The 26,642-nt window shown below is 51.9% G+C and carries 22 protein-coding genes; 4 read left to right on the top strand and 18 right to left on the bottom strand.

The window, feature by feature from the left end; translation table 11 throughout:
* Positions 1–108: 108 nt before the first annotated feature.
* Together menI and IV04_RS08580 are read right to left on the bottom strand one after the other, a co-directional pair.
* Positions 109–525: a 1,4-dihydroxy-2-naphthoyl-CoA hydrolase gene (gene menI, locus IV04_RS08585; protein ID WP_037399742.1), complete on the bottom strand. Its 417-nt coding sequence runs from the start codon at positions 523–525 to the stop codon at positions 109–111.
* On the bottom strand, positions 522–3,578 hold the full coding sequence (locus IV04_RS08580) for an FAD-binding and (Fe-S)-binding domain-containing protein (RefSeq protein ID WP_037399745.1): 3,057 nt from the start codon (positions 3,576–3,578) through the stop codon (positions 522–524). Before IV04_RS08580 ends, menI begins: the two co-directional genes overlap by 4 nt.
* A gap of 245 nt (positions 3,579–3,823) precedes the next feature.
* Here IV04_RS08580 and ydiK point away from each other — a divergent pair, with 245 nt between their 5' ends.
* On the top strand, positions 3,824–4,924 hold the full coding sequence (gene ydiK / locus IV04_RS08575) for an AI-2E family transporter YdiK (RefSeq protein WP_037399748.1): 1,101 nt from the start codon (positions 3,824–3,826) through the stop codon (positions 4,922–4,924).
* A 369-nt stretch (positions 4,925–5,293) separates the two neighbouring features.
* Here the strand turns inward: ydiK and ppsA are convergent, their stop codons facing one another.
* Positions 5,294–7,672, bottom strand: a complete 2,379-nt coding sequence (gene ppsA, locus IV04_RS08570) for a phosphoenolpyruvate synthase (RefSeq protein WP_037399751.1) — start codon at positions 7,670–7,672, stop codon at positions 5,294–5,296.
* A gap of 559 nt (positions 7,673–8,231) precedes the next feature.
* Here ppsA and IV04_RS08565 point away from each other — a divergent pair.
* The 3 genes from IV04_RS08565 (at position 8,232) to IV04_RS08555 (ending at position 10,825) form a co-directional block, all read left to right on the top strand.
* Positions 8,232–9,053 carry a pyruvate, water dikinase regulatory protein gene (locus IV04_RS08565; protein ID WP_037399754.1) on the top strand — a complete coding sequence of 274 codons (822 nt, stop codon included), beginning with the start codon at positions 8,232–8,234 and terminating at the stop codon, positions 9,051–9,053.
* A 183-nt stretch (positions 9,054–9,236) separates the two neighbouring features.
* Positions 9,237–10,283, top strand: coding sequence for a 3-deoxy-7-phosphoheptulonate synthase (locus IV04_RS08560; RefSeq protein WP_037399756.1), 1,047 nt, complete (start codon positions 9,237–9,239; stop codon positions 10,281–10,283).
* Positions 10,284–10,339: 56 nt separating this feature from the next.
* Positions 10,340–10,825 (top strand): glutathione peroxidase, encoded by a 486-nt coding sequence (locus IV04_RS08555; RefSeq protein ID WP_037399758.1) that lies wholly within the window; start codon positions 10,340–10,342, stop codon positions 10,823–10,825.
* Here IV04_RS08555 and IV04_RS08550 read toward each other — a convergent pair.
* From IV04_RS08550 to IV04_RS08480, 15 genes are all read right to left on the bottom strand, one after another.
* Positions 10,817–12,259 (bottom strand): YdiU family protein, encoded by a 1,443-nt coding sequence (locus IV04_RS08550; protein WP_037399760.1) that lies wholly within the window; start codon positions 12,257–12,259, stop codon positions 10,817–10,819. The two genes, IV04_RS08555 and IV04_RS08550, sit on opposite strands and share 9 nt — an antisense overlap.
* Before the next feature lie 253 nt (positions 12,260–12,512).
* Positions 12,513–13,250 (bottom strand): EAL domain-containing protein, encoded by a 738-nt coding sequence (locus IV04_RS08545; RefSeq protein WP_037399763.1) that lies wholly within the window; start codon positions 13,248–13,250, stop codon positions 12,513–12,515.
* A 557-nt stretch (positions 13,251–13,807) separates the two neighbouring features.
* Entirely contained in the window at positions 13,808–14,821 is a 1,014-nt protein-coding gene (locus IV04_RS08540) for a lipoate--protein ligase A (protein WP_037399766.1), read from the bottom strand.
* Positions 14,822–14,878: 57 nt separating this feature from the next.
* Positions 14,879–15,337 carry an NlpC/P60 family protein gene (locus IV04_RS08535; protein WP_037399768.1) on the bottom strand — a complete coding sequence of 153 codons (459 nt, stop codon included), beginning with the start codon at positions 15,335–15,337 and terminating at the stop codon, positions 14,879–14,881.
* A 131-nt stretch (positions 15,338–15,468) separates the two neighbouring features.
* A complete protein-coding gene (arnF, locus tag IV04_RS08530; RefSeq protein ID WP_037399770.1) occupies positions 15,469–15,861 on the bottom strand; it encodes a 4-amino-4-deoxy-L-arabinose-phosphoundecaprenol flippase subunit ArnF in 393 nt (130 codons plus the stop codon).
* Positions 15,858–16,202, bottom strand: a complete 345-nt coding sequence (arnE, locus tag IV04_RS08525) for a 4-amino-4-deoxy-L-arabinose-phosphoundecaprenol flippase subunit ArnE (RefSeq protein ID WP_037399773.1) — start codon at positions 16,200–16,202, stop codon at positions 15,858–15,860. Before arnE ends, arnF begins: the two co-directional genes overlap by 4 nt.
* Positions 16,199–17,863 carry a lipid IV(A) 4-amino-4-deoxy-L-arabinosyltransferase gene (gene arnT, locus IV04_RS08520; protein ID WP_037399776.1) on the bottom strand — a complete coding sequence of 555 codons (1,665 nt, stop codon included), beginning with the start codon at positions 17,861–17,863 and terminating at the stop codon, positions 16,199–16,201. Before arnT ends, arnE begins: the two co-directional genes overlap by 4 nt.
* A complete protein-coding gene (gene arnD / locus IV04_RS08515) occupies positions 17,860–18,771 on the bottom strand; it encodes a 4-deoxy-4-formamido-L-arabinose-phosphoundecaprenol deformylase (RefSeq protein WP_037399778.1) in 912 nt (303 codons plus the stop codon). Before arnD ends, arnT begins: the two co-directional genes overlap by 4 nt.
* Complete coding sequence (arnA, locus tag IV04_RS08510; protein ID WP_037399781.1) at positions 18,768–20,750, bottom strand: bifunctional UDP-4-amino-4-deoxy-L-arabinose formyltransferase/UDP-glucuronic acid oxidase ArnA; 1,983 nt, start codon at positions 20,748–20,750, stop codon at positions 18,768–18,770. Before arnA ends, arnD begins: the two co-directional genes overlap by 4 nt.
* Positions 20,750–21,730, bottom strand: coding sequence for an undecaprenyl-phosphate 4-deoxy-4-formamido-L-arabinose transferase (arnC, locus tag IV04_RS08505; RefSeq protein WP_037399784.1), 981 nt, complete (start codon positions 21,728–21,730; stop codon positions 20,750–20,752). Before arnC ends, arnA begins: the two co-directional genes overlap by 1 nt.
* The gene (gene arnB / locus IV04_RS08500; protein WP_037399787.1) at positions 21,717–22,871 is read right to left on the bottom strand and encodes a UDP-4-amino-4-deoxy-L-arabinose aminotransferase; all 1,155 of its coding nucleotides are present in this window, start codon (positions 22,869–22,871) and stop codon (positions 21,717–21,719) included. Before arnB ends, arnC begins: the two co-directional genes overlap by 14 nt.
* Before the next feature lie 383 nt (positions 22,872–23,254).
* Positions 23,255–24,010, bottom strand: a complete 756-nt coding sequence (gene btuD / locus IV04_RS08495) for a vitamin B12 ABC transporter ATP-binding protein BtuD (RefSeq protein ID WP_037399792.1) — start codon at positions 24,008–24,010, stop codon at positions 23,255–23,257.
* Between the two features lie 18 nt (positions 24,011–24,028).
* Positions 24,029–24,580 (bottom strand): glutathione peroxidase, encoded by a 552-nt coding sequence (locus IV04_RS08490; protein WP_037399795.1) that lies wholly within the window; start codon positions 24,578–24,580, stop codon positions 24,029–24,031.
* A 71-nt stretch (positions 24,581–24,651) separates the two neighbouring features.
* The gene (btuC, locus tag IV04_RS08485) at positions 24,652–25,659 is read right to left on the bottom strand and encodes a vitamin B12 ABC transporter permease BtuC (protein WP_037400111.1); all 1,008 of its coding nucleotides are present in this window, start codon (positions 25,657–25,659) and stop codon (positions 24,652–24,654) included.
* A gap of 238 nt (positions 25,660–25,897) precedes the next feature.
* Positions 25,898–26,509, bottom strand: coding sequence for a flavin reductase family protein (locus IV04_RS08480; RefSeq protein ID WP_037399799.1), 612 nt, complete (start codon positions 26,507–26,509; stop codon positions 25,898–25,900).
* Positions 26,510–26,642: the final 133 nt, after the last annotated feature.

The raw sequence follows: 26,642 nt of genomic DNA, 5'->3' as shown, positions 1-26,642 counted from the left end.
TGCTGAAATGCCACTGATTTAACCAGAAAAAACAGGGAGGTCGCGGGGATTGTAAAGGCTTATTGACATTAAGTTGCCCGCAGATCGGTTACCTGCGGGCAGAAGGAGTTACTCGATTACCGCCGTGGTGAGGCGAGACGTGCAGCACAGGCGATCGCGGCTATCGAAAATTTCGACCTGCCAGACCTGATTGCGCCGCCCCACGTGCAGTGCACGGCAAACACCGCGCACCTGCCCTTCAAACACCGCCCGGATATGGTTAGCATTGATTTCCAGCCCAACCACCTTTTGTTCCCCTTCGGTACACAGGTAACCGGCCATAGAACCCATTGATTCCGCCAGCACTACCGAAGCACCCCCGTGCAGCAAGCCGAACGGTTGCGTGGTGCGTTGATCAACCGGCATCACTGCCTCCAGATAATCATCTTCCAAGCGGGTGAACTGGATCCCCACATGGCCAACCATACACTTCTCACCAGTGCGGTTGAGCTGTTCTAGCGTTGCCTCACGTTTCCATAGTTTCACACTATTATCTCCAGAAGAGCCTGTAATGGATGCCGCACGCCATTGCCTTCAATACGTTTCACCTGGCTACGGCAGGAATAACCGGTCGCCAGGCAACGTTGCCGTGGCAAACGCTGCAGAGCCTGATGCCAGGAAAGTTCATAAATACCCAAGGAGTTCTGCAGATTCTTGGCTTCATGGCCGTAAGTACCCGCCATACCACAACAACCAACGCTGATGTTCTCCAGTTTTGCGCCAAAACGGCTAAAGACCGCAGCCCACTGTTGAGTACTGGCAGGCAGCGCAGTAGTTTCGGTGCAGTGGCCAAACAAATACCAGGCATCCCCGGTTGCTGGCTGCTCAGGGCGATCGGCCAGCGATTGTTGCAACCATTCATGCACCAGTTGCACCTGGAAGTTGCCACGCTCAGCACCGAGAATTTCCTGGTACTCATCGCGATAACACAGCACCAGCGCCGGATCGACCCCTACCATTGGCATACCGAGTTGCGCCACCCGGTTGAGGAAATCTGCGGTTTTGCGCGCCGTTTTGGCAAACCGCGTCAGGAACCCTTTGATATGCTGCGCTTTACCATTCGGGGAAAACGGCAGCAATACCGGTTGATAACCCAGTTTCTCCACCAGCCGCACAAAATCTGCCACCACCTGCGCGTCGTAATAACTGGTAAACGGATCCTGCACGATCAACACATGCCGTTCACGCTGCGCCTCACTCAACGCTTCGAGCTGTTCCAGCGTCATGGTGAAAGCACTGTGACCAGAAAGCTGCTGACGCAGCGTCGGGCTGGAGAGCAACGGCAAGTCCACCATACCGATGGTGCTACGGCTCAGCTCACGCACCCAAGGTTGTTTAAAGAAGAAGTTGAACACCTTTGGTGCTTTGGCCATCAGTGGCGTATAGCTCTCTACACCGGCAACCATGTAATCGCGCGCCGGGCGCAGGTAACGGGTGTGATAGAGCTGCAGGAAACGGGAGCGGAACCCCGGTACATCGATCTTGATTGGGCATTGGGTCGAGCAGGCTTTACAGGCCAAACAGCCTGACATCGCTTCTTTCACTTCGTGCGAAAAGTCATACTCCCCTTTGCCAGCTCGCCAGCTATTGCGCGTTTTCTCGATCACGCTGCGGAAGCTCAAGCGCTGCTGTGGCAATTGCTGTTCCAGCGCCACCGGATCAACCCCCTGCTCGGCCAGCAAACGCAGCCATTCGCGCACCAGCGCGGCGCGGCCTTTGGGCGAGTGGATACGGTTGCCGGTGATCTTCATCGACGGGCACATTGGGCTGCGCACGTCAAAATTGAAGCACAACCCATTACCGTTACATTCCAGCGCGCCACGGAACGAGGTACGAATGTCGAGCGGAATACGGCGATCCAACGTGCCGCGTTTCACCGCATCCACCTTCATCATCGGTTCATCCACGCCCATCGGTGGGCAGATTTTGCCTGGATTGAGACGATTCAACGGATCAAACGCGGTCTTGATACGGCGTAACTCCTCATACAGCACCTCACCAAAAAAGGCCGGACTGTATTCCGCACGGAACCCTTTGCCGTGTTCTCCCCACAATAAACCGCCGTACTTGGCGGTGAGTGCCACCACATCATCGGAGATTTGCTTCATCAGCACTTCTTGCTGTGGATCGCACATATCCAATGCCGGGCGCACATGCAGCACGCCGGCATCCACATGGCCAAACATGCCGTAACTCAGGTTATGGCTGTCGAGCAACTGCCGGAACTCAGTAATGTAATCGGCCAGATGCTGCGGCGGCACACAGGTATCTTCAGCAAACGGGATCGGCTTCGCCTGCCCTTTGACATTACCCAGCAGCCCCACCGATTTTTTACGCATGTTGTAGATACGCTCAATGCCGCTAAGATCGCTACAGATCTGATAACCAATAACCCCGGACTGCTGCCTGGCAATCAAATCATCCAAACGCTCGCATAGCGCCTGCATCTGCTCATCGATCAGCGCTTTATCATCACCGGCAAACTCAACAATGTTCAGCCCGAGCATCTCTTTGTCTGGCTCGTTGGTGATCAATTCGCTGACCGAATGCCAAACGATATCCTCGCGCGCCAGACTGAGCACTTTGGAATCGATGGTTTCCACCGACAGCGCTTTGGCTTCCACCATAAAAGGTGCGTTACGCAGCGCTGAATCAAAAGAGTCGTATTTCACGTTAACCAAACGACGCACTTTCGGCAGCGGCGTAATATCCAACCGTGCTTCGGTAATAAATGCCAGCGTACCTTCGGCACCGGTAAGAATGCGCGTCAGATCGAAAGTTTGCAGATCGTCGCTCAACACGTGGCGCAAATCGTAGCCAGTCAGGAAGCGGTTAAGCTTGGGGAACTTCTCCAGAATCAGCGCGCGCTGTTCGCGGCAACGGTTGAGCACCGTGGCGTAAATACGCCCTTCCGAGGTGTTTTCCTGGGCAATCGTTTCCGCCAACGGCGTCGGCATAGCGCGGGTATCCAGCATATCGCCCCCCAGCAACACGGCCCGTAGCCCAAGCACATGGTCCGAGGTTTTGCCATACACCAATGAACCTTGGCCGGAGGCGTCGGTATTGATCATGCCGCCAAGCGTGGCCCGGTTGCTGGTCGAGAGTTCAGGAGAGAAAAAGTAGCCGAATGGCCGCAAATATTGGTTGAGCTGGTCTTTAATCACCCCCGCCTCAACCCGCACCCAACCCTGTTCAACATTGATATCCAGAATACGGTTCATATAGCGCGACATATCGACCACGATGCCCGCGTTCAGCGCCTGCCCGTTAGTGCCGGTACCGCCGCCACGCGGGGTGAAGGTCAGCGCTTTAAAACGCTCTTCCGCCGCTAACCGGGCCAGCAGCGCCACATCACTGGTTGCACGCGGGAACACCACCGCATCGGGTAAAAGCTGATAAATGCTGTTATCCGTCGCCATTGTCAGACGATCGGCATAACTGGTGGCCGTATCGCCGCTGAATCCGTTCTGTTTTAACGCTTCCAAAAAATCGAGCACACATTGAACGAGGCCGAGTGCTTGAGAAATCTGTGGGATCATTCGCTTTTTTGACCCTGTCTGTCTAATTTTTAATTACTTAACCGGGCCTAGATGCAGACCCACCCCTATCTTTATATCGCCGGTAAAAGCTAACATACTTCGTTTTGTGCCAGCACTCACATTATCACAAACTGTGCTCAACAGAAGCGCCTACGGCAAAACCAGTACCTGGCTGTGAAAGTTGCCCAAAATGCTCCATGATTGAGCAGATAAAGACTTTACTGAAATAGGATGAAAACGCATTCATGATAGAACCGCAACGCCGATACGATTTGCCCACGATTATTTTTGGTGTGTTGTTTATCGCCATTATGATCGTCGCCAGTTTCTGGGTCGTTCAGCCGTTTATTCTCGGCTTTGCCTGGGCCAGCATGGTGGTGATCGCAACCTGGCCGGTATTGATTAAACTACAACACTTGCTGTGGGGCCGCCGCTCGCTGGCAGTGCTGATCATGACCATTCTGTTGATCCTGCTGTTTGTGCTGCCGATCTCGTTGCTGGTCAGCAGCGTCGTCGACAACAGTGCGCCGATTGTCTCCTGGGTGAACTCTCCGGGTAAGATCCAGATCCCGGACCTGGAATGGTTACGCACTATCCCACTGATTGGTGACCGGGTTTATAGCAGCTATCACCTGCTGGTGAGCACGGGGGGAGCCGCACTGATCGCCAAAGTGCAGCCTTATTTCGGCCAGACGGCAACCTGGTTCGTGACACAGGCCGCGCACGTTGGCCGCTTCCTGGTGCACTGTACGCTGATGGTGCTGTTCAGTGCGCTGCTGTATGCCCGAGGTGAGCAGGTCGGGCTGGCTATCCGGCATTTCGCCGTCCGTCTCGGGGCCGAGCGCGGCGACGCTGCCGTGCTGCTGGCCGGGCAAGCGATCCGCGCCGTTGCCTTGGGGGTGGTCGTCACCGCGCTGGTGCAGTCGGTTTTAGGCGGCATTGGTCTGGCGGTTGCCGGTATTCCTGCCGCTACGCTGCTGACGGTCTTGATGTTTGTGTTCTGTGTCGCGCAGTTGGGGCCGTTGCTGGTTCTGATCCCGGCAATCATTTGGCTGTATTGGACGGGTGAAACCACCTGGGGCACCGTGCTGTTGGTATGGAGTTGTGTGGTAGGCACGCTCGATAACTTCCTGCGCCCAGCGCTGATCCGCATGGGCGCTGATCTGCCGTTAATTCTGATCCTGTCCGGCGTGATCGGCGGCCTGCTGGCATTTGGTATGATTGGTCTGTTTATTGGCCCAGTGGTCCTGGCGGTTTCTTATCGTCTGCTCAGTGCCTGGATCAGTGAAGCACCAGAGCCAAAAACCGACATCCAAGAAATCATTAAAGACTTAGAGCAACGCTAATCCACCTGCGGTCTGCCCGACGATGGGCAGACCGTTCACCTCGCCCATCTCTCTATGCCGCCAAACTTGATTAGGAGGAGTCTTAGTGACGTGCCCGGCGTAACTGCCTATTGTCGTTGCTATACCTTGCTTAAGTCACTGACATCAGCAAGGTATCGAGTTACAAACAATATCATTCCATATCCGTGAATTGCTGTGTGTAGTCTTTGCCTATCTCCTACGATGGGCTTTTTTTTATATCCGTGATATTTCAAATTGCCTCTACGTGGGTTTTATTACCCGGCCCTGCAGCGTTCTGCTCATCAAGACAGCATAAAAAAAACCGCAACTTCACAGTCACGGTTTGGCACTCAGCTCTCGAAAAATGAATTACTTTTTCTTCGACAGATTCATCCAGGTCTGTACTACGGTATCCGGGTTAAGCGACAAGCTGTCGATCCCCTCGTCCATCAGCCACTCCGCAAAATCTGCGTGATCCGAGGGCCCTTGTCCACAGATGCCCACGTACTTGCCCTGGCGTTTGGCGGCCTGAATCGCCATAGTCAGCAGCATTTTTACCGCTTCGTTGCGCTCGTCAAACAGCTCAGAAACCACACCAGAGTCGCGATCCAGCCCCAGAGTTAACTGCGTCATATCATTGGAGCCGATAGAAAAACCGTCAAAATGTTCAAGGAACTGCTCAGCCAGCAAAGCGTTAGAAGGGATTTCACACATCATGATCACTTTCAGCCCATTCTCACCACGCTTGAGCCCCTGACGCGCCAGTTCAGCCACGACGGCCTCCGCCTGAGCCACGGTGCGTACAAACGGCACCATCACCTCAACGTTAGTCAGCCCCATGTCGTTACGCACCCGTTTCATTGCCGCACATTCCATAGCAAAGCAGTCACGGAAACTATCAGCCACATAACGACCCGCACCACGGAACCCCAGCATTGGGTTTTCTTCGTGCGGTTCATACTTCTCGCCCCCCACCAGGTTGGCGTATTCGTTAGATTTGAAGTCAGAAAGGCGCACAATAACGCGCTTCGGCCAGAACGCTGCCCCCAACGTAGCGATCCCTTCAGTCAAGCGGCCCACATAGAACTCAACCGGATCATCATAACCCTGCATCAACGCTCTGATTTCAGCCTGCAGTTCTGGCGGTTGCTGGTCAAATTCCAGCAGCGCGCGTGGGTGCACACCAATCATGCGGTTGATAATAAATTCCAGACGCGCCAAGCCCACCCCTTCGTTAGGCAAACGAGCGAAGTCGAAAGCGCGATCCGGGTTACCCACGTTCATCATGATCTTCAGCGGGAGCTCTGGCAGCTCGGCGACTTCCGAACTTTGCACGGTGAAGTCCAGCATATCGCTGTAAACAAAGCCGGTATCACCTTCGGCACAGGAAACGGTAACCTTTTGCCCATCTTTCAGCAGATCGGTAGCATGCCCACAGCCGACCACCGCAGGGATCCCCAGTTCACGGGCAATGATTGCCGCGTGGCAGGTTCGCCCGCCACGATTGGTAACAATCGCGGATGCTTTTTTCATGATCGGTTCCCAATCCGGGTCGGTCATGTCCGTCACCAATACATCGCCAGGCTGAATACGATCCATTTCACTGATGTCGTAGATCACCTTCACCGGGCCAGCCCCAATGCGGTGCCCGATTGCCCGCCCTTCCACCAGCACGGTACTGTTACCGTTCAGCTGGTAGCGTTCCATCACCTGCTCGTTAGAGCGCACGGTTTCGGGGCGCGCCTGCACAATCAGCAGCTTGCCGGTGTGGCCATCTTTTGCCCATTCGATATCCATCGGGCGACCATAGTGTTTCTCGATCAACAAAGCCTGATGCGCCAGTGCCTGCACTTCTTCATCGGTCAGAGAGAAGCGGCTGCGCAACGCCTCTGGCACATCTTCAATCCGCACCTGTTTGCCATGATCCTGTGAAGGAGCGTACACCATGCGGATTTTCTTCGAGCCAAGGTTACGGCGCACAATCGCGGGTTTGCCTTTCAGCAGCGTGGGTTTATGTACATAAAATTCGTCTGGGTTGACCGCCCCCTGCACCACCATTTCGCCCAGACCAAATGCCGAAGTAATAAAAACCACCTGATCGAAACCGGATTCAGTATCGATGGTGAACATCACCCCAGACGAGGCCAGATCGGAACGCACCATCCGCTGTACGCCAGCAGACAGCGCCACACCACGGTGATCGTACCCTTGGTGCACACGATAAGAGATCGCACGATCGTTAAACAGTGAAGCAAATACGTGCTTGATCGCCACCATTACGGCGTCAATACCCTGCACGTTCAGGAAGGTTTCCTGCTGCCCGGCAAAGGAGGCATCTGGCATATCTTCGGCGGTAGCGGAAGATCGCACGGCAAACGACGCGGCATTTTCGCCATCTGCCAACTGCTGATACGCCAGAGTGATTTCACGCTCGAACTCTGGATGGAAAGGCGTATCGATTACCCATTGGCGAATTTGCGCACCGGCTTTAGCCAGTTGAGCAATGTCGTCAACGTCGGTTTGATCCAATAATTGATAGATGCGCTGGTTAACACCACTTTGCTCAAGAAAATCGTTAAATGCCTGTGCAGTGGTGGCAAAACCGTTTGGCACAGCGACACCCAAATCGGAAAGATTGGTGATCATTTCACCGAGGGAGGCATTTTTACCGCCGACACGGTCAACATCGTGCATACCAAGCTGGTTATACCAAAGTACATTACGCAAATCCGGGCCATTGTTGGACATCGAAACAATCCTTATTGCTATATTCAGTAGGGTCTAAGCGGGCTTTATACCTTAAATAATTCGAGCTGCTTATCGGCGGCAACGCGCAGCCAGCATCCAGGCAACTTGACGTATGGCAGGTATATGCACTCAACAGAGCCGAATCAGACTAGCATAATGAAGCAGGGAAATTGGAAAGGTGAATCGATCAACCCGATGAAAAAATAGATTTTAAGATAAATAGCGGGCTAGCCCAATTAAAAAAGGAATCGTTCCCTTTGATATTAAAGTTATTAAATTCAGTTAATTAAATATTTATACTTCCTGATTTTCCACCCTATTTGGTTAACTGTAAATTTGTAGGAAATAGCAGCACTCGATTCTGCAAAAACGCTGTTAATCAGGACCATCAGTTTTATAAAATTTAAAATAACGTTTTATTAATTAATTCCATGGCCTGTTTTCAGGGTTTTCTGGCTAAAAGATGACTTTCTTGAACGCAATTAACCATGATATTCAATCAGTCACAGGCCATGATATTATCCCTCCAGAATCATTGCGTTCAGCCAAGGAGTTGCGGATGGAAAGAAGCGTTTTTTATATTTCAGACGGTACTGCTATTACCGCCGAAGTGCTGGGGCATGCGGTTCTGTCACAGTTCCCCATCAAGACGACGACCTATACCTTACCCTTCGTAGAAACCGAGGCGCGAGCACGCGGTGTATGTCAACAAATTAACGAGATCTATCACCAGACCGGTGTTCGCCCACTGGTGTTCTATTCGATTATCTCCCCAGAAGTGCGCCAGGTGATCACGCAAAGTGAAGGTTTCTGCCAAGACATCGTACAAGCTCTGGTTGGGCCACTACAGGGTGAGCTGAGTATAGCGCCAACGCCAATCGCTAATCGCACTCACGGGCTGACAGAGAGCAATCTCAGCAAATATGACGCCCGCATTGCCGCCATTGATTACACGTTGGCACATGATGATGGCATTTCACTGCGTAATCTCGATCAGGCGCAGGTGATCCTGCTTGGGGTTTCGCGCTGTGGCAAAACGCCTACCAGCTTGTATCTGGCCATGCAGTTCGGGATCCGCGCAGCCAATTACCCGTTTACCGCCGATGATATGGACAACCTGCAGTTGCCCGCCGCGCTAAAACCCTTCCAGCATAAGCTGTTTGGCTTGACGATTGACCCAGAAAGATTGGCCGCCATCCGCGAGGAACGGCGGGAAAACAGCCGATATGCGTCAATACGCCAGTGCCGGATGGAGTTGGCAGAAGTTGAGGCCTTGTTCCGCAAGCATCAAATCCGCTACCTCAATACCACCAACTATTCGGTGGAAGAGATCTCGACCAAGATCCTCGATATTCTCGGCATGAGCCGCCGGATGTTCTGATCCCAAGTAAAGCAGCAGGAAATGCACCTGCTGCAGCCCACTTTTTGCCCTGTCAGGTTTTTTTACTCAATTTGCGCACCAGAACCGGGCTTCGACGGTTGAATTCAGCGGTTTTTACGTTATTGTGATCCTCATCACTTCCCGGTATTCCTGCCGTAGCGAAGAACCGTTTTAGAGACAATCATGCACAAAACAGATGAACTGCGCACCGCGCGTATCGATCACCTCGTTACGCCCCAAACGCTAGCGGAAAAGTTGCCGATTTCAGACACGATCGCCAACAACGTGACAGCGTCACGTAAACGCATTGAAAATATCCTTGTCGGTGAAGACCGCCGCTTGTTGGTGGTCATTGGCCCCTGTTCCATCCACGATCTGGATGCTGCCATTGATTATGCCGGGCGGTTAAACGTCTTGCGTGAGCGCTACCAGGATCGCCTGGAAATTGTAATGCGTACTTATTTTGAAAAGCCGCGCACCGTGGTCGGCTGGAAAGGGCTCATCTCCGATCCCGATCTGGATGGCAGTTTTCAGGTTAACCGTGGCATTGAAATGGCGCGCAAGTTACTGCTGGCAGTCAATCAGCTCGGCTTGCCCACCGCCACCGAGTTTCTGGATATGGTGATCGGCCAATATATTGCTGATTTAATCAGTTGGGGGGCGATCGGTGCCCGTACCACAGAGAGTCAGGTGCACCGCGAAATGGCCTCGGCGCTTTCGTGCCCGGTGGGTTTCAAGAACGGCACCGACGGGAATACCCGCATTGCCATCGACGCGATCCGCGCGGCCCGTGCCAGCCATATGTTCCTGTCGCCAGATAAACACGGCCAGATGACGATTTACCAGACCAGCGGCAATCCATATGGTCATATCATCATGCGCGGTGGCAAGACGCCAAATTATCATGCCAGTGATGTGGTTACCGCCTGCGATAGCCTACGTGAGTTCGATCTGCCGGAGCACTTAGTGATCGACTTCAGCCACGGCAATTGCCAGAAAATGCACCGCCGTCAGTTAGAAGTTGCAGAGAATGTTTGCCAGCAGATCCGTGCCGGTTCAGAGGCCATCGTTGGCGTGATGGCAGAAAGCTTTTTGGTGGAGGGGACGCAGAAAATCGTTAACGGCCACCCATTAACTTATGGCCAGTCGATTACCGACCCCTGCCTGAGTTGGTCTGACAGCGAACAGTTATTGGCAATGTTGGCTGATGCGGTGGATACTCGTTTCTGATCGCCTTGAGTGGGGTGCTTATCACACCCCACTGGCAGAAATGCGGAGCCCCATGTATGAATAACCCGTTATTATCGATCCCCTGCGTTACCCTGCAGGGCGAGTTCAAAACGCTGGCAGACTTTCCTGCTCGCACCTATCTGGTGGTGAACACCGCCAGCCAATGCGGTTTTACGCCACAATATCAAGGGCTGGAAAATCTCTGGCAACGCTACCGGGAACGTGGCTTGGTCGTGCTCGGGTTTCCTTGCAATCAGTTTGGCAAACAGGAACCGGGTAACGCACTGGAGATCGCCGACTTCTGCACGCTGAATTACGGCGTCAGCTTCCCGTTATTCAGCAAAATAGACGTTAACGGCGCAGATGCCCACCCGCTATTCAATGAGCTGAAACGCCGGGCACCCGGGCTATTGGGCAACCAGCGCATCATGTGGAACTTCACCAAGTTTCTATTTAGCGCAAACGGCCAGCACATCAGCCGTTTTGCTCCGTTCACCAAACCAGAACAGCTCTCCGCACAGATAGAAAAACGGCTAGCTTGAGCAGGAAATCTCCAGATGTTTACCCCACTCTGGCGGTAACGCCGCCAGATCCTCATATTGCATATCGTCCGCAAACGGTGCCAGCAGTGCCTGGTGCAAACGTGCCAGCTTGCTGACATCGTCCTGTTCCGCCGTTTCGATCGCCTGCTGCGCCAGATAATTGCGTAAAATCAACTTCGGATTCGCCATCTTCATCGCCTGTTGCCGCTCAGCATCACTCACCTGCTCTTGCTGCAAACGCAGCCGGTATTGCTGATACCAATGGTCAAACGCGGCGCGATCGATAAACTCATCCCGTAATGGGGATTGTGCCTGCTGCTGTTCAACCCTGCTCAACAGCCGGAACGTGCGGGTATAATCACGCCCTTCTTGCGCCATCAGGCGCAACAACCCCGTCAATAACTCATTATCCGCCGTCGACGGCGTAAAAAAGCCAAGCTTGGCGCGCATCTGTTCACCATACGCCCGCATTAATGCAGGCTCATATGCCGCCAGCGCCTCCTGTAACTGTTCTGTACTCATCAGGCCCGAAAGCGTGTGCGCCAGCCGATGCAGATTCCACAACCCAACTGCTGGCTGATTATCGAAAGCGTAACGTCCTTGATGATCCGAGTGGTTGCAGATGTAATCGGGTTTGTAATCATCAAGGAAGCCATAAGGCCCGAAATCAAGGGTAAGGCCGAGAATTGACATGTTATCGGTATTCATCACCCCATGCGCAAAACCGATGGTCTGCCAATGAGCAATCAAGCGGGCGGTGCGTTCTACCACATCGGTAAACCACAACGAGTAACGCGCTTTCTCGTCGCTCCATTGCGGCCAGTGATGCGCAATCACGAAATCTGCCAGTTGCTTCACCTGCTCTGGCTGCCTGCGATAATAAAAATGCTCAAAGTGACCAAAACGGATATGGCTTTCAGCTACCCGCAACAACATCGCCCCCCGTTCAGGCTGTTCGCGAAATACCGGTTGCTGGCTGGTGACAACGGTCAACGCACGCGTGGTGGGTATCCCCAAGTGATGAAGCGCTTCTGAGGCCAGAAATTCCCGGATCACCGAGCGCAACACCGCTCGTCCATCGCCCATACGCGAATAAGGCGTCAACCCGGCGCCTTTCAGGTGCCAATCCATGCGGCGGCCATCCGCCAATTTCTGTTCACCCAGCAAGATCCCACGGCCATCGCCCAACTGCCCAGCCCACGAACCGAACTGATGGCCGCTATAAACCTGCGCCAGTGGCTGCATGCCCGGTAATAGCGCTTCTCCCGCCCAGACAGGCGTTTTTTCCGCTGTAAACCAGTTGTCATCCAACCCCAACTCCTGGGCCAAAGGTTGGCTGTGGTACAGCAAACGGGCACCCTTGAGTGGCGTGGGCTGCAATTCGGTGTAGAAACCGGCTAATTGCTGATAATAGGTATTGTCAAACTGTGGCATAGGCCCTCCATTACCTTCAGTGTAGGGCCTGAGCAGGTGAATTAATACGGGGGAACTGCAGGGATAATGCTCCGCCCGTTTTACCGGGCAGAGAAGTAGTGAACTAGCGGCGACGCCGAGAGGTTATTATTGATTTACCACGTTGACCAAGAAAATATTTTACGAACGAAAAGATAGCGATAAATAACAATACCGGGATCGCGAGAGCAATTATTCCGTCCATCATCAACCTCATTATGTGTGTTAAAAATAATCAAAAATTATTGCCGAACTCTGCAGAACTCCTTTGCAAAATTCGTAGATTATCCACACCAATGACAGGCCATAAAAATCCTTGTAGCCCTAAAACACCAGCGTTTCTGAGTTTATTGAAATACTCTCTTTTTTCTATTCCACAAACAATCACTCCCTTACAGAGTAGATTAATATTCTTTAACAGTGCATCAATCATCACGTCATAACCAGGATGGGTAAACAGTTGCCAGTAAAAACGTTTGTCTACTTTTACGAAGTCAAACAAACCATCATAGAGCGCGGTGAGCGTCGTTTTCCCTGAACCAAAGCCACCCAACCATAGGGTAAAATACTCACTTAATAACCTGATTTGCTGATTTTTCTTCCCTGCAGCAAGATTCGGGAAACTCTCATTGATCTCAAAACCAATAAACGGCCATTGCTGAATACGCTGGCGTAACACAGAATCACCAAGAAGCAAGTCAACAATCATCGATTCGATACTTATAATCAATAATACATCATGAGTCACAAACCATGATGCTTGTTGTTCAACCAGTAACAATTGCTCATGAAATAGTTCAACCCGTTTATCCGGGGATAATAAATCAATCCCAATTTCCATCGGCATTGCCACATCGCCATCCAGGCTATTGAAACGACTACAGATATCCAGTGCTAACAGTTTCCCTTCCATGGAGTAAATAGGTTGAAAAACAGAATAACAAATAAAGTCAGTTTCGAATTTAACCTTCATTTTAATGCCAAAGATTAACAGCGATTATTTAATGCTATCCCAATGTATTTTGCCATACAACCCCCATAGGATTAATCGCAAATAGCGATGTAATTATCAATAAATGGTTTATTAATTGATAGCTTAAAGCTATACCAAAAAGCATAAAATCTCATTGAGAATTAATTTATCTTAAGACTCTAGTTATCCTCTGCGATCATTTTTTGTTCAAATTTGATTTTTAACAAATGATGGCACCAAGGCTCGCAATCAAGTCATACTGATTTATATAGAAAAATCCTAATAAGAAAAGAATCACAATAACTTTAACCTTTACTTCGCAACGCACGGACACGAATAATGATTAAATAAATTAATGTATTGAGAATTTTCTAACTACGTCGTACTTTGTGCACAAACTCGTTACCACCTTGACTTTCTCGGTATTTGTACTAGCCAATGTGTTTGGCCAGAATGGGGTAACCTGTCAACAACCGTTAACTATTTCCAGAACTGAAATCATTGCCATAAAAAAGGATGGGAGTCCCCATCCTAGGCTGGCGATATGGCTGAAAAAGCTACTTGATGGTTTCCATCAGCCAATTGCGCAATTCAGAAAGCTCGCCTGACTGCTGCGGGAACTGCAACTGTAGGCGATCGCAGCAGGCTGCCAGAGCCTCGCTACGATAAGGGCAGCCCACCAGCAGATTAGCCAAAGCCTGCAAAGGAGCAGGATTAAGGCTGTCGGTAAAAATTTGTGCGCGTACGATAGCGCCCTTTTCAACATCAAAGAAAATATCTACGCCTCCCCAGCTAAAACGTTCATTCAAGAGATGACTGAACGCTGGTGCTTTACCAAAGTTCCATTCCCAACTGCTTTGCTTGGCAAATTGCTGTTCAAAATCAGGTAGATTGGGGAACACATCCGGCGAAATCACTTCTGCTGGAGCGCTGTCGCCGTAGTGGGCGAAAAATGCCTGAATGATGGCGTCACAAACCTGCTGATGGTTAATTTCTGGCAAAAACTCAGCCAAGTTAGCGACTCGCGAGCGGACAGAAGTGATGCCTTTCGCCTGCAGCTTTTTAGGATCGGGGTTAAGGTAATCCGCCAAGCGATCGAGATCGGCATTTAGCAGCAACGTACCATGATGAAAGCCGCGATCTTGCGTCTCACGATAGGCTGAACCGGATATTTTGCGGACGCCTTCCGGCGTATCAATCACCAGATCGTTGCGCCCGGAAGCCGCAGCCTTAATCCCCAACTGCGCCAGCGCTTGCAAAATAATGCCGGTTGATACGGTTTTATCGTAACCCGGCTTGCCCGCCATAAAGGTAAAGCAGGTGTTACCAAGATCGTGAAACACCGCGCCACCGCCACTGCTGCGCCGTGCCAAGCGAATACCATCCTGCTCCATACGCCGGGTATTGCACTCTTTCCACGGGTTTTGCGATTGACCAATCACCACGGTTTCAGCATTGCGCCACAGAAACAGGATTTTCTGCGTGGTCATTTCACGGAAGATGCACTCTTCCACCGCCAGGTTGAACCAGGGATCGTAAGAGTCTGAAATTAATAAACGTAAGGAATTCATGGCATTCACCAATAGTTATGGGATATGCCATGATACACCAGTGCAACAGGTTGCAGGTTAGATTCGGCGCGCCTGCCAGTAGGCTTTCCGCCAGTAAACATTATTCAGCGAGGAACGCGTCACCCCATGGCTGGTGGAAGCATGGATAAACTGGTCATTGGTATTATAAATACCGACATGCAGGCCATTTTCACCACTGCCGGTCTTGAAGAACACCAGATCGCCGGGCAACAGTTCGTCACGCGATACTTGAGTACCGACACTGGTTTGCTGTTCCGTAGAGCGCGGTAACTGCATATCGAAGCGATCGCGGAAAGTACGGTAGACAAAACCGGAGCAATCAACACCACCGCGATCTAATCCCCCATAGCGATAAGGCGTGCCGTACCATTGGCGTAATTGCTCATTCAGTTGCGCGACAACCACAATGGAGTCTGATAAACGACCACTCGGCGGTGGCGCATGGCTGCTGCAACCGGCAAGAATTAAACTGGCTAATAAAAACCACACACGCATCGCATCGTTCCCTTCACTGAATTTGTTACCACAACATTGCCGCAGAGGCATTAATTTAAGGATAGCGCTGATTTATCTTGCAAGACAGGAAAAAGGCAAGCAGGGTGAAGGAGATATCGAGGATATCTCCGCTATTGGGGAGATTTTGGCTGCGATTTACTGTTAATCAGCCAGACACCAAACAGGATCAGCAAGGTTCCCAGCGTTTTCAGCAGCGTCGCGGGCTCCTTGAACCAAGGCAGGAATACCGCAGCCAGATAAACCAACGCATAGCTAACGCTCAATAACGGATAAGCGCGGCTCAGTGGCAGGTAACGTAGCGCAAAGAACCAACACAGCATCGATAGCGCATAACCAAAAATACCGCCGCAGGCAGCCAGTAACGCCAGCCAATGGTGGCGTAATAGTTCCAGCGTGATATCGGCCAATGACAGCAGCGGAATCTGTGCCATTCCCCACTTCATCAGCAATTGTGCCAACGTTACCAGCAGAACGCTGGCACCACCCCAAGCATAGCCTTTCATAGCTTAAGACTCATCAGCAGGATCCCCAGCATAATCGCAGCCACGCCGCACCAATGGCGCGGCGTGGTAGGTTCATCAAACAGCAAACGTGCCGCCAAGGTGACCAGCACAAAGTTAAGGCTGAGCATCGGGTAAGCCACACTGAGCGGCAAACGCTGCAATACGTTGAGCCAGAGCAGCATACCCAGCCCCAGAAAGGCTACCGCCAGAGCCAGCCAGCGCAGAGTGAGGCTCAAGCGCTGCTCTACGGTCTGTTCCCAGGTTTGGGCAGCCTGTTTCTGACATAGCTGCCCTGCACAGGTAAACAGGCTGACCAGAATAACCAATCCATAAGCCATCATGGCTGTTGTTTGTACCATAAAAGCGCCAAGCGATGCATTTCGCTAACGCTGTCTGGCGTTGGCAGATTCTGCGGTACCTGCTCGCCACGAGAGAGCTGCAACACCAGCGACACATTGCCTTGCTTGCGTGCCTGCTCCAGCCACTGCGGGAAGTCCTCGTCACTGATATAGTGGCTGCGTGAATCTTCGTAGTTCAAACCATAGGAAACCTCACCCCGCTGGCTGAACATCAGTATATCGCTACGCTTCAACTCCCAGGCCAGCCCAGCGGCAATCCCTACATTATCAGTTAACACATAGTGGCTCTGGCTAAGAGCTGGCATATTGGCCCGGACAAAATTCTGCGGTTGTTTAGAGTCGACCACCTGCTGCGGAATAGCATAACCAATCAGCAAACAGAGCAGTAACGGGCAAGCCGCAGCCCAAGTCCAGCGCTGCGCATTATTGCGCGCAGAGATAACCGCAAACAGTAGCCAACCCCCGAAAGCAACGAGACCAAGAACGATCTTCGGCCACTCATCTGCCGTAAACAGATGGGCATTAGGCAACCAATCCAACCCCATCAGCAGCAGGGCTGCAATACCAATCACGCCAAATAAGCCGTTTAGTAGCGCATTCACCTTGAATACCCGGGTGCGCAACTGTGCCATACAGTCTTCCGCATAAGCGGCCATCAGCAAGGCCAGAGGTGCCATGCAGGGCAGAATATACGTTGGCAGTTTACCTTTAGCGATGCTGAAGAAAATCAGCGGCATCATCACCCAACTTAACAGGAAGAACAGCTCAGGGCGCTGCGCACGTTCACGCCAGCCTTTCAGCAAGGATCCCGGCAACAACCCGAGCCATGGCAACACGGCGGCAATCAGAATGGGTAAGTAGTACCAGAATGGTGCTTTATGCTGCGCATTCTCTTCGGCAAAGCGCTGAATGTGCTCAACCCAGAAGAAGTAATTCCAGTAATCCGGTTCTCGTTGAGCCACCGCCAGCGCCCACGGCAGGCTGAGCAGCACGGCGAACACAATCGCCACAGGCCCGTAAACCAACAACTCTTTGATTTTGCGCTGCTGGATCACAACCGGGATCACGGCAATCACCGGCACCGCCAAGGCCAGGAATCCTTTGGTCATAAAGCCCATGCCACAGGCCAACCCGAGCAGCACGTAACCCCCCAGCTTGCCTGCGGTGGTGGTGGCTTTTAACGTCAGGTAATAGCTGAACATGGCCGCCGTCAACCACAGCGAGATCATCGGATCAAGCACACTGTAGGTCCCGACACTGAAGACCAGGAACATTGACAGGAAGATCAGCACCGATAAATAAGCACGGCGGGCGTTGTTCCACATTAACCAGGCCAGGGCGAACACCAGCAGGGCAGCCAGACCGGTGCTGAATACGGAAGCAAAACGCACGGCAAAATTATTATCGCCAAAGATTAACTGGCTAACGTTGTTAAACCAGTAACCGGCTACCGGCTTTTCAAAGTAGCGCAAGCCAAGCAGGTTGGGGACAATCCAATCACCCTTAGCCAGCATTTCACGGCTGATCTCGGCATAACGGGTTTCATCTGGTTGCCATAGCAGGCGTCCATTGAGCGGAATCAGATAGACCAGAACAAAAAAAATGGCCAATACGATGGCCCAGGTTCCTTTCAGCGCTTTCATGAAACGTCTTTTTCCTCAACTTCAGTTTGACAGCCCAACCAGCCTTCACGGCCAGGGAAAGGGGCGCGCGAAATGCGGCCCAAGGGTAGCGATGCCAGATCCTGCGGCAATAAGGCACTCAACGAGCAGAATTCAATCCCCTGTTGCTGCGCACGCTGCAACAGATCTTCAAACATGGCCGCCTGAGACATGCCCTCCACTTCTGTGTGAATGGTATATACCGGCACGCCCCGATCATTTTCAATGGCGCGCAGAATATAGTCATTGAAGTCTGCCATGCTGACTTCGCTGCCAATCACTTCATCAAAGGTGGGGAGTGTTACGGGGATTTGTACCGTCCCAGGTTGACCGTCGTTTAATAACGGGCGAAACGGATGTGTGCCACGGCAATCGCTGTTGTATTGGAAATTAAAACCTTGCTTCACTTCAACGACCCGTTGATCGGCACGCCAACCTGCCACCGCCGAGCATTTGACCGGTTGCCCGGTGCTCGCGATCAGCGCGTCGACGCCCAACTGCACTTGTCGTTTCAATTCGTCTTCTGACCAGCGCGCTACGCGTGCCTGCCAACCTTGGTGATCCCAGGCATGCAACCCCACTTCGTGGCCCGCTTCGGCGGTGCGTTTCATCAGCGGCCCTAGCGCCCGGGAGATATTACGCCCCGGCCAAGCCGTGCCCGCCAGCAAAATATCCCAGCCATATAGCGAAGCCGCATTTGAGCGCAGCATTTTCATCAGGAATTGAGGACGCAGAAGGCGCCACAAGTGGCGCCCCATATTATCTGGCCCAACGCTGAAGAAGAAACTGGCCTGAATACCGTACTTATCAAACAGATCCAGCAAACACGGCACCCCTTCACGGGTGCCGCTGAAGGTATCTACATCAACTCGCAGGCCAACCTTCTTCATGCACCATTACCTTCCTCTACCGTGGTGCGCAGGAAGTAATCCAGCGTATCGGCAACGGTCTGCTGCATAACGATTGTTGGCTGCCAGTCCAGCAGACGGCGCGCATTTTTGATGCTTGGAGTGCGGTGTTCTACGTCCTGATAACCTTTGCCGTAGTAGCTGCTGCTTTCGACATCTTTGAAACCGGCAAACGGCGGGAAGTTGCCGCGCAACGGGTGATTATTGAAGCTTTCCAGCAGCATTTCCGCCAGTTCACGAATGCTCGCTTCGTTGGTCGGGTTGCCGATGTTGATGATCTGGCCGTCACACAGCCCATCACGGTTTTCAATAATGCGATACAGCGCTTCGATGCCGTCATTGATATCGGTAAAGCAGCGTTTCTGTGCCCCACCGTCAACCAGTTTGATCGGTGAACCTTCAACCAGGTTGAGAATCAACTGGGTGATCGCACGGGAAGAACCGATACGAGCGGCATCCAGGTTATCCAAACGCGGCCCCATCCAGTTGAACGGACGGAACAGAGTGAACTTCAGGCCTTCTTTGGCACCGTAGGCCCAGATCACCCGATCCAGCAACTGCTTGGACACAGAGTAAATCCAACGCTGTTTGCTGATTGGCCCCACGATCAGACGTGAACTGTCTTCATCAAACTCTTTATCATCGCACATGCCGTAAACTTCAGACGTGGATGGGAAGATAATGCGTTTGTTGTATTTCACGCAGTCGCGAACAATTTTCAGGTTTTCTTCGAAATCCAGTTCGAACACTTTCAGTGGGTTACGGGTGTATTCGATCGGTGTAGCGATCGCCACCAGCGGCAGAATCACATCACATTTCTTGATGTGATACTCGATCCACTCGGAATGAATGCTGATATCGCCTTCCACAAAGTGGAAGCGTGGGTTATCCAGGAAACGGCTGATGGCGTCGGAACCAATATCCAGACCATAGATGTCATAGCGATCTTCACGCAGCAAACGCTCGGTCAGGTGGTTACCGATAAAGCCGTTAACCCCGAGGATCAACACGCGGGTTCTGCGCTTCATGACCGCGTTTGGCTTCGGAGCCAAACGCACGTCGGTCACAATCCCCATCTCCAGCGCCAGACGCGAGCCCTGCACGTATAAGCCAGATTCGCTTTGGCCTGCCACAATTTCCAACGCGCCATCGCCACAGGCAATCACCAGCGGTGAAGTGCTCAGTACTGTGCCTGGCTGTTTGTCATGCTGAGTATCCAGCACGCGTGAACGCCACACGATCAGCTTGCGCTGGCCGAGGTAGCTGAATGCACCTGGGTAAGGCTCGGTTACGGCGCGCACCAGATTGTCGATCTCACGGGCGGATTTATGCCACAGGATCTCGCCATCGGCAGCCGTACGGCGGCCAAAATAGCTGGCATCCGCTTCATTTTGCTTGGTAAAGGTTGCAGTGCCGTTTTTCAGCTTTGGCAGTTGCTGCTTCAGCAAGCTCTGTGCCGCTTCCAGCACTTTTTTATGCAACGTCAGCGCAGTGTCGCTGTCTGTGATTGCCACTTTCTGCTGACCAACAATATCGCCCGCATCTGGGCGCTTGACCATTTTGTGCAGCGTAACGCCGGTTTCTGTCTCACCGTTCAGCAACGCCCAGTTAACCGGCGCACGCCCACGATAACGCGGCAACAGTGAACCATGCAGGTTAAAACCACCGTTAGGGGCCAACGACAGCACTTCTTCGCTCAGCATGTTGCGATAGTAGAAAGAGAAAATAATATCAGGCTGCAGTTCACGAATGCGCTCAACCCACAGCGGGTGGTTGACGTCTTCCGGTGCATAAACCGGCAAATCCAGTTCAGCCCCTTGGCGAGCAACAGAAGAGAAGAAATTGTTTTCACCAGGATCATCAGTATGGGTGAACACCGCTTTCACGTCATAACCGGCTTCAGTCAGTGCCTGCAAGCCAGCACAACCGATATCATGGTAAGCAAATACAATAGCTTTCATTATTCTTCTTCCTGAGTATTTTGGGTCTGCTTTTCGCCGACCACTTTCTGAACAAAATAACGAGGGCGGGCGCGGACATCATTGTAAATCCGGCCGATATACTCCCCCAGCAAACCCATGCCAACAAACTGTGCGCCAATGAAGGTAAAAAGCACTGCAAACAGAGTGAACACCCCGCCCGCAGCCCATTCAGGCCCCAGGAGCAAACGCAGTGCGATCAACAGCACAGCCAAGATAAACCCGGACAACGCAATCACGCTGCCGACCACACTGAGCAAACGCAGTGGCGTGGTCGTCAGGCAAGTGATCAGGTCATACATCAGGTTGATCAGCTTCATCAGGCTGTATTTAGAGTCACCAAACTCACGTTCGGCGTGGCGCACTTCGATTTCAGTGGTGCGGCGGGCGAACGTATTCGCCAGGATAGGGATAAAAGTACTGCGTTCATGGCAGTGCAACATCGCTTCAATGATATGGCGGCGATAAGCACGTAACATGCAGCCGTAATCCCCCATCGACTTACCGGTAGCACGCTGGATCATCATGTTGATCAGGCGCGAAGCTGACTTGCGGAACCAGGAGTCCTGACGGTTAGCACGCACGGTGCCTACCACGTCATACCCCTCTTCCGCTACGCTCACCAGCCGGGGGATCTCTTCTGGCGGGTTCTGCAGGTCGGCATCAAGGGTGATCACCAGATCGCCACTGACCTGATTAAAACCAGCCATAATGGCAGAATGCTGACCATAGTTACGATTCAGCAAGACCGCAATAATACAGCTGCCTGGCTGCTCGGCCGCCGCCGTAAGCATCTCGGCAGAATTATCGCTGCTACCATCATCAACCAGAATAATTTCATAAGGTTGGGTTAATTGTTTGCAGGCAGCGGTAGTACGTTCCAGCAATGCAGGCAAACTCTCCTGCTCGTTAAATACCGGGATAACTACCGAAACTTTACTAATTGGCTCAGCGCTCGACACGAGATGACTCCACTACAGAAGATAAAGCATTGACCACCCGATCAACATCGGCTTCGGTCATGTCAGGGAATAGCGGTAACGTGCATAGACGCGCCGAATTCCACTCGGTATTAGGCAACGAAAGCTGCGGATAACGCTCACGATAGAATTTTTGCGTATGAGCCGCGCGGAAATGCAGGCCAGTGCCAACACCCACTTCTTTCAACCGCTCCATCAGCTGATCTCGCTCGATACCACAGCGTTTTTCATCAACTCGCACCATAAACAAGTGCCAGGCGTGATCGTGCGGGTAGTCCGGCAACCCCAAAGGCTGGAAAGGAGAATCCTTCAGCGCATTGAGATAACGCTCGGCCAGCATTTTACGTCGTGCATTCAGTTCCGGCAGGCGTGCCAACTGCACCACAGCAATCGCCGCATGAATATCAGAGAGATTGTATTTGTAGCCAGGTTCAACCACTTCAGCCTGCGGCTTGCGCCCTTGCAACTGACGATCGAAAGCATCTACCCCTAAGCCGTGGAACTTCAGGCAACGCACGCGATCGGCCAGCGCATCATCATCAGTGGCAATCAGGCCACCTTCGGCGCAGGTCAGGTTTTTTATCGCATGGAAAGAGAAAATTGCCGTGCCGCGTGCGCCGACCCACTCGCCGTTAAAACGCGTTCCCACCGCATGGGCAGCATCTTCAATCAAAGGGAGTTTGTGGCGTTCTGCCACGTCGCGCAGCGCATCCATCTGTAATGGAGCACCTGCATAGTGAACGGGGACAATGGCTTTGGTGCGAGCGGTGATGGCAGCCTCTACGTCGGCGGCGCTAACCATCAGGGTATCACGGTCAACATCGATCATAACTGGCGTTGCGCCAAGCAATTCGATCATGTTGAGTGTGGAAACCCAAGTCTGGGAAGGTGTAATCACCTCATCGCCGGGCCCGATCCCCAATGCCATCAGAGTGATATGCATACCGGCTGTGGCAGAACAAACGGCTATGGCATGCTTACAACCGAAGGTTTTACAAAACTCACTTTCCAACTGCTGATTCTGTGGCCCGGTGGTGATCCAACCGGAGCGCAGTACCTTTTCTACCGCCGCAATTTCTTCATCACCAATCGCCGGGCGAGAAAATGGCAGGAATTGATCCATAATTATTAGACCCCAAACGTCTCAGATTTCTTAAGCCACTGTAAAACTGTTTCATTTAACCAATGTTAAACGCCAGAGAGAATAACTCCTGGTGGATGAGCCGCCAATCTACACAGGTAAGCTTAACTGAACCTTAAGTGGTAAATGACTGGCGAAAGAAACCTCGAAAATACTGTCAAAGAAATAAAAATAGCCAGCAAAATCATAATATTGTGCTGTTATAGTTTTTTACTAACCCGATCTAAACTAGTCTAGCGTAGCACGTCATTAGCGTTTTTCAACGAAAGAACCTCATTTTTTTAAGAAAAATCAGACAACGGATGGGTCACTCGCGGATGATTTAACAATAGCTTAACCGAACAAAGTGACAGCAAAAAACCTCGCTACGCCGTTTTAGTCATAATCCAGCGCCGGTCGCCCAACGCCTGTAAATGAAAATCCACGTCATAAATGCGTGATAGCACTTCTGGCTCCATCACGTGATGAGTATCCCCCTGAGCGACCAGTTGCCCAGCATGCAATAACCAGACACTGTCGGCCTGTTGCAGAGTATGATTGAGATCGTGTGCGCAGATCAGCGCACTGCGGCCACTGCGACAAAACTCCTGCAACAGACGATCCAGTGCCACTTTTTGTGCAACATCCAGGCTGTTGGTGGGTTCATCAAGCAACAGTAATTGGCTGTCCGGGTTCAGACTAGGCCATACCTGAAGCAGAACCGCAGCCAGACGCACCCGTTGCCATTCACCACCGGATAGCTGGGTGAGCATACGTGAGAGTTTATCTGACAATTTCAACTGATCGGACAGATAAAGGATGGTGTTCTCCAACTCACTCTCGCTCGCCCCCGCAGGTTGATGCAAAGCAAGGTATTGGAATACGGGCATCAGAACGACAGGAGGCTGCTGCTGACAGAGGTAAGCACGGCGCATCGCCAATTCACTGCCAGAATAATCCCCCAACGGACGGCCTGACAGCAGGACCTCTCCCTGCCCTGGCAAGATCCCTGCCAGCCGGGCCAGCAGCGTACTCTTCCCTGCGCCGTTGGGGCCGATTAGGTGCACCTGCAACCCAGCGCTTATTTGCCCTGAACAAGGGGCGAAACGACCTTTTACTCCGACTTGGCTGAGTTGCAGCATGTTCTAACAAAACCTCTTTTACTTCGTCAGCGCCAGTTTAACTGCCTGTACTACGGTGGGATCTTCTGGCGTCATATCGGGCGAGAATCGCTGGATCACGGTACCATCACGACCGATCAAGAATTTCTCAAAGTTCCACAGGATGTCACCAGCCTGTTTTGGCGCGCGCCCCTTGCTACTCATGCGCTCAAAAAAACCGCTGCCTTCGGGTACAACAGCCTGCGGTTGCGCCGCAATCAGCGCCTGATAAAGGGGATGGCGGTTTGCCCCATTCACTTCGATTTTAGCGAACATCGGGAACTGGACGCCAAAGGTGCCGCGGCAAAAAGCCAGGATCTCTTCATTGCTTCCCGGTTCTTGCGCCAAAAATTCGTTGGAGGGGAAGCCCAACACGGCAAAACCTTGCTCGTGATAGGTTTCATAGAGATTTTCCAGGCTTTCATACTGTTTGGTCAGGCCACATTCCGAAGCCACGTTGACCACCAGCAGAACTTTCCCTTCAAATTCCCCCAAAGTTGTAGAGCGGCTTTCAATGGTTTGCAGCGGAATTGCGTAAATTGGCTTACTCATCAGGTTTCATCCTATTGTTTTATTTGCAGGTGAAGCAGAGAAAGTGGCTCTGGTTTACACCAGTCGCCGACTTACCTTACGCTTTTTGACTGGGTCAGCAACCAGATAAATAGTGGCGCACCCAACGTAGCAGTTACTACGCCTATTGGTAATTCTGCCGAAAGTAGCGTGGTACGAGCAGCGACATCCGCAACCAGCAAGACGCCCGCTCCCGCCAGCGCGCAACCGGGCAACAGGAAGCGTTGATTGGTCAAGCCACTGAGGCGCAGCATATGGGGGATAACCAACCCCACAAAACCGATCACCCCAGCTAACGCCACGCTGGCCCCCACCAGCCAGCCAACGGCCAGCACCAACAGGTTGCGCCATACATGCAGAGAAAGCCCAAGTTGCCGGGCCTGAACCTCACCCAGTGCCATCAGGTTTAGCGCCTTACCCTGAGCACATAACCACAGCAGCACCGGCAGCAAGACCAGCAGCAACCATTTTTGCCGCCAATCGACCCCACCAAAGCCCCCCATCATCCAATACATCAATTGCCGCAGATCGAGGCTGGAACTGAAATAAACCGCCCAAGTCATGACAGCACTGCAGACAATGCCTAGCGCCACACCTATCAATAACAAACGGGCATTACTCATACCTCGGCGGCGGGCAAAACTTAATAGCAGGAAAGTCATCACCAAAGCACCAAGGATCGCACTCAGGCTCATCAAGGCCACCGGCAATAATCCGTTGCTAAACAACACCGTTAGCACCAACGCCACACCGGCTCCATTGGCCACCCCAAGCAACCCAGGCTCTGCCAGCGGGTTTTCAAACAGCGCCTGCATTGCCGCACCCGCTACCGCCAAACTGGCCCCCACCAGCATTACCGCCAGCGCACGCGGCAGGCGCAGTTGCCAAACGAACAGTCGCGCAGACTCACTCAGCCACTGAGTAGGCCAGATCCAGACATCTCCGGCACTCAAGCTGAAAATAAAAGCCACCAGAACACCCAACGCCAGCAGTGACACATAGCGCTTATCGCGTTGGTGCTGGTGTTGTTGTAACAAAGAGAAGGTTTGGTGGGTCGGCATCAGCACAATAATTCCTGCAGACCGTTTCACGGCCTGATCATTAACATCTTGTAGCGAATATTAGGGGGTTAGTGCCGTGAGGGAAAGGGTTGTGTCACCGTTCGACCAGGAAAACAGCAGGTGACACTTATGTGATATGTTTTCTTAGCTTGGTTGTAGCGCCAACATGATGGGGATTTTTTATTTACAGCAACATCTGACACTCCCTATCCAGTTGCCGCGAATGTTGAGGTTATGATTAATTATTGCATCTGAAATTCGTGCCGAGTTCTTCCCCTACAGAAAAGTAATGGCGAAAAATATAATAAAGCGGCTGCCACTTTTCCACGATAAACCGGGTATTGTGATTGGTACAATTTAACAATTCTTCAGCAACATGAACGCATAAGATACCTGCATCCATTGACACCAGATTGCCTCCTGCTCCCCCCAGATACCGGTGTCCAACAACTCTTGCCTCGATCTGAATGGGGCATTCCTTTATCCTGCCAGGACCCACATTAATACTTTTAACTTCATGAAAACCACCACATGAAAACTTATCTTTTTCGAACAGATACCCCATTTCCTTTTTGAATTCAGGCAGATATTCTTTACCCGTCTTATCCGCTATTAACTCAATATTTCCCCAAAGCTTACTGTCCGGAATATTCAGGACAATATCCGGATTTTCAATTAGATTCTCATAGCATTTACTTGATGTACCAAGCCCGAACACAATGCTTTTATCCAGTATCCACCATGATGATACTGGGCTCAGGTTTGTTGTTCCATTAGGGTTCTGGCTAGATAAAATCGCGACCGGCGTTCCAAAATATAAAGACGTGAAATCTACTTGCTGAGTGCGCACTTTGTCATCCTCTGATAAGTCGTACCCTCAGTATACTTTTTCATAAGATTACAATACTTCGCTATAGACCGAAGTATCCCCTGAAACGGGTCAGTTGAAAGGAAAAAGGCCGCAAACGCGGCCTTTTTGGTTT

Source organism: Serratia sp. Ag1 (assembly GCF_000743355.1).
Classification (GTDB): domain Bacteria; phylum Pseudomonadota; class Gammaproteobacteria; order Enterobacterales; family Enterobacteriaceae; genus Chania.
The sequence above is the reverse complement of the archived record's forward strand: the minus strand, read 5'-3'. Positions and strand labels throughout refer to the sequence as shown.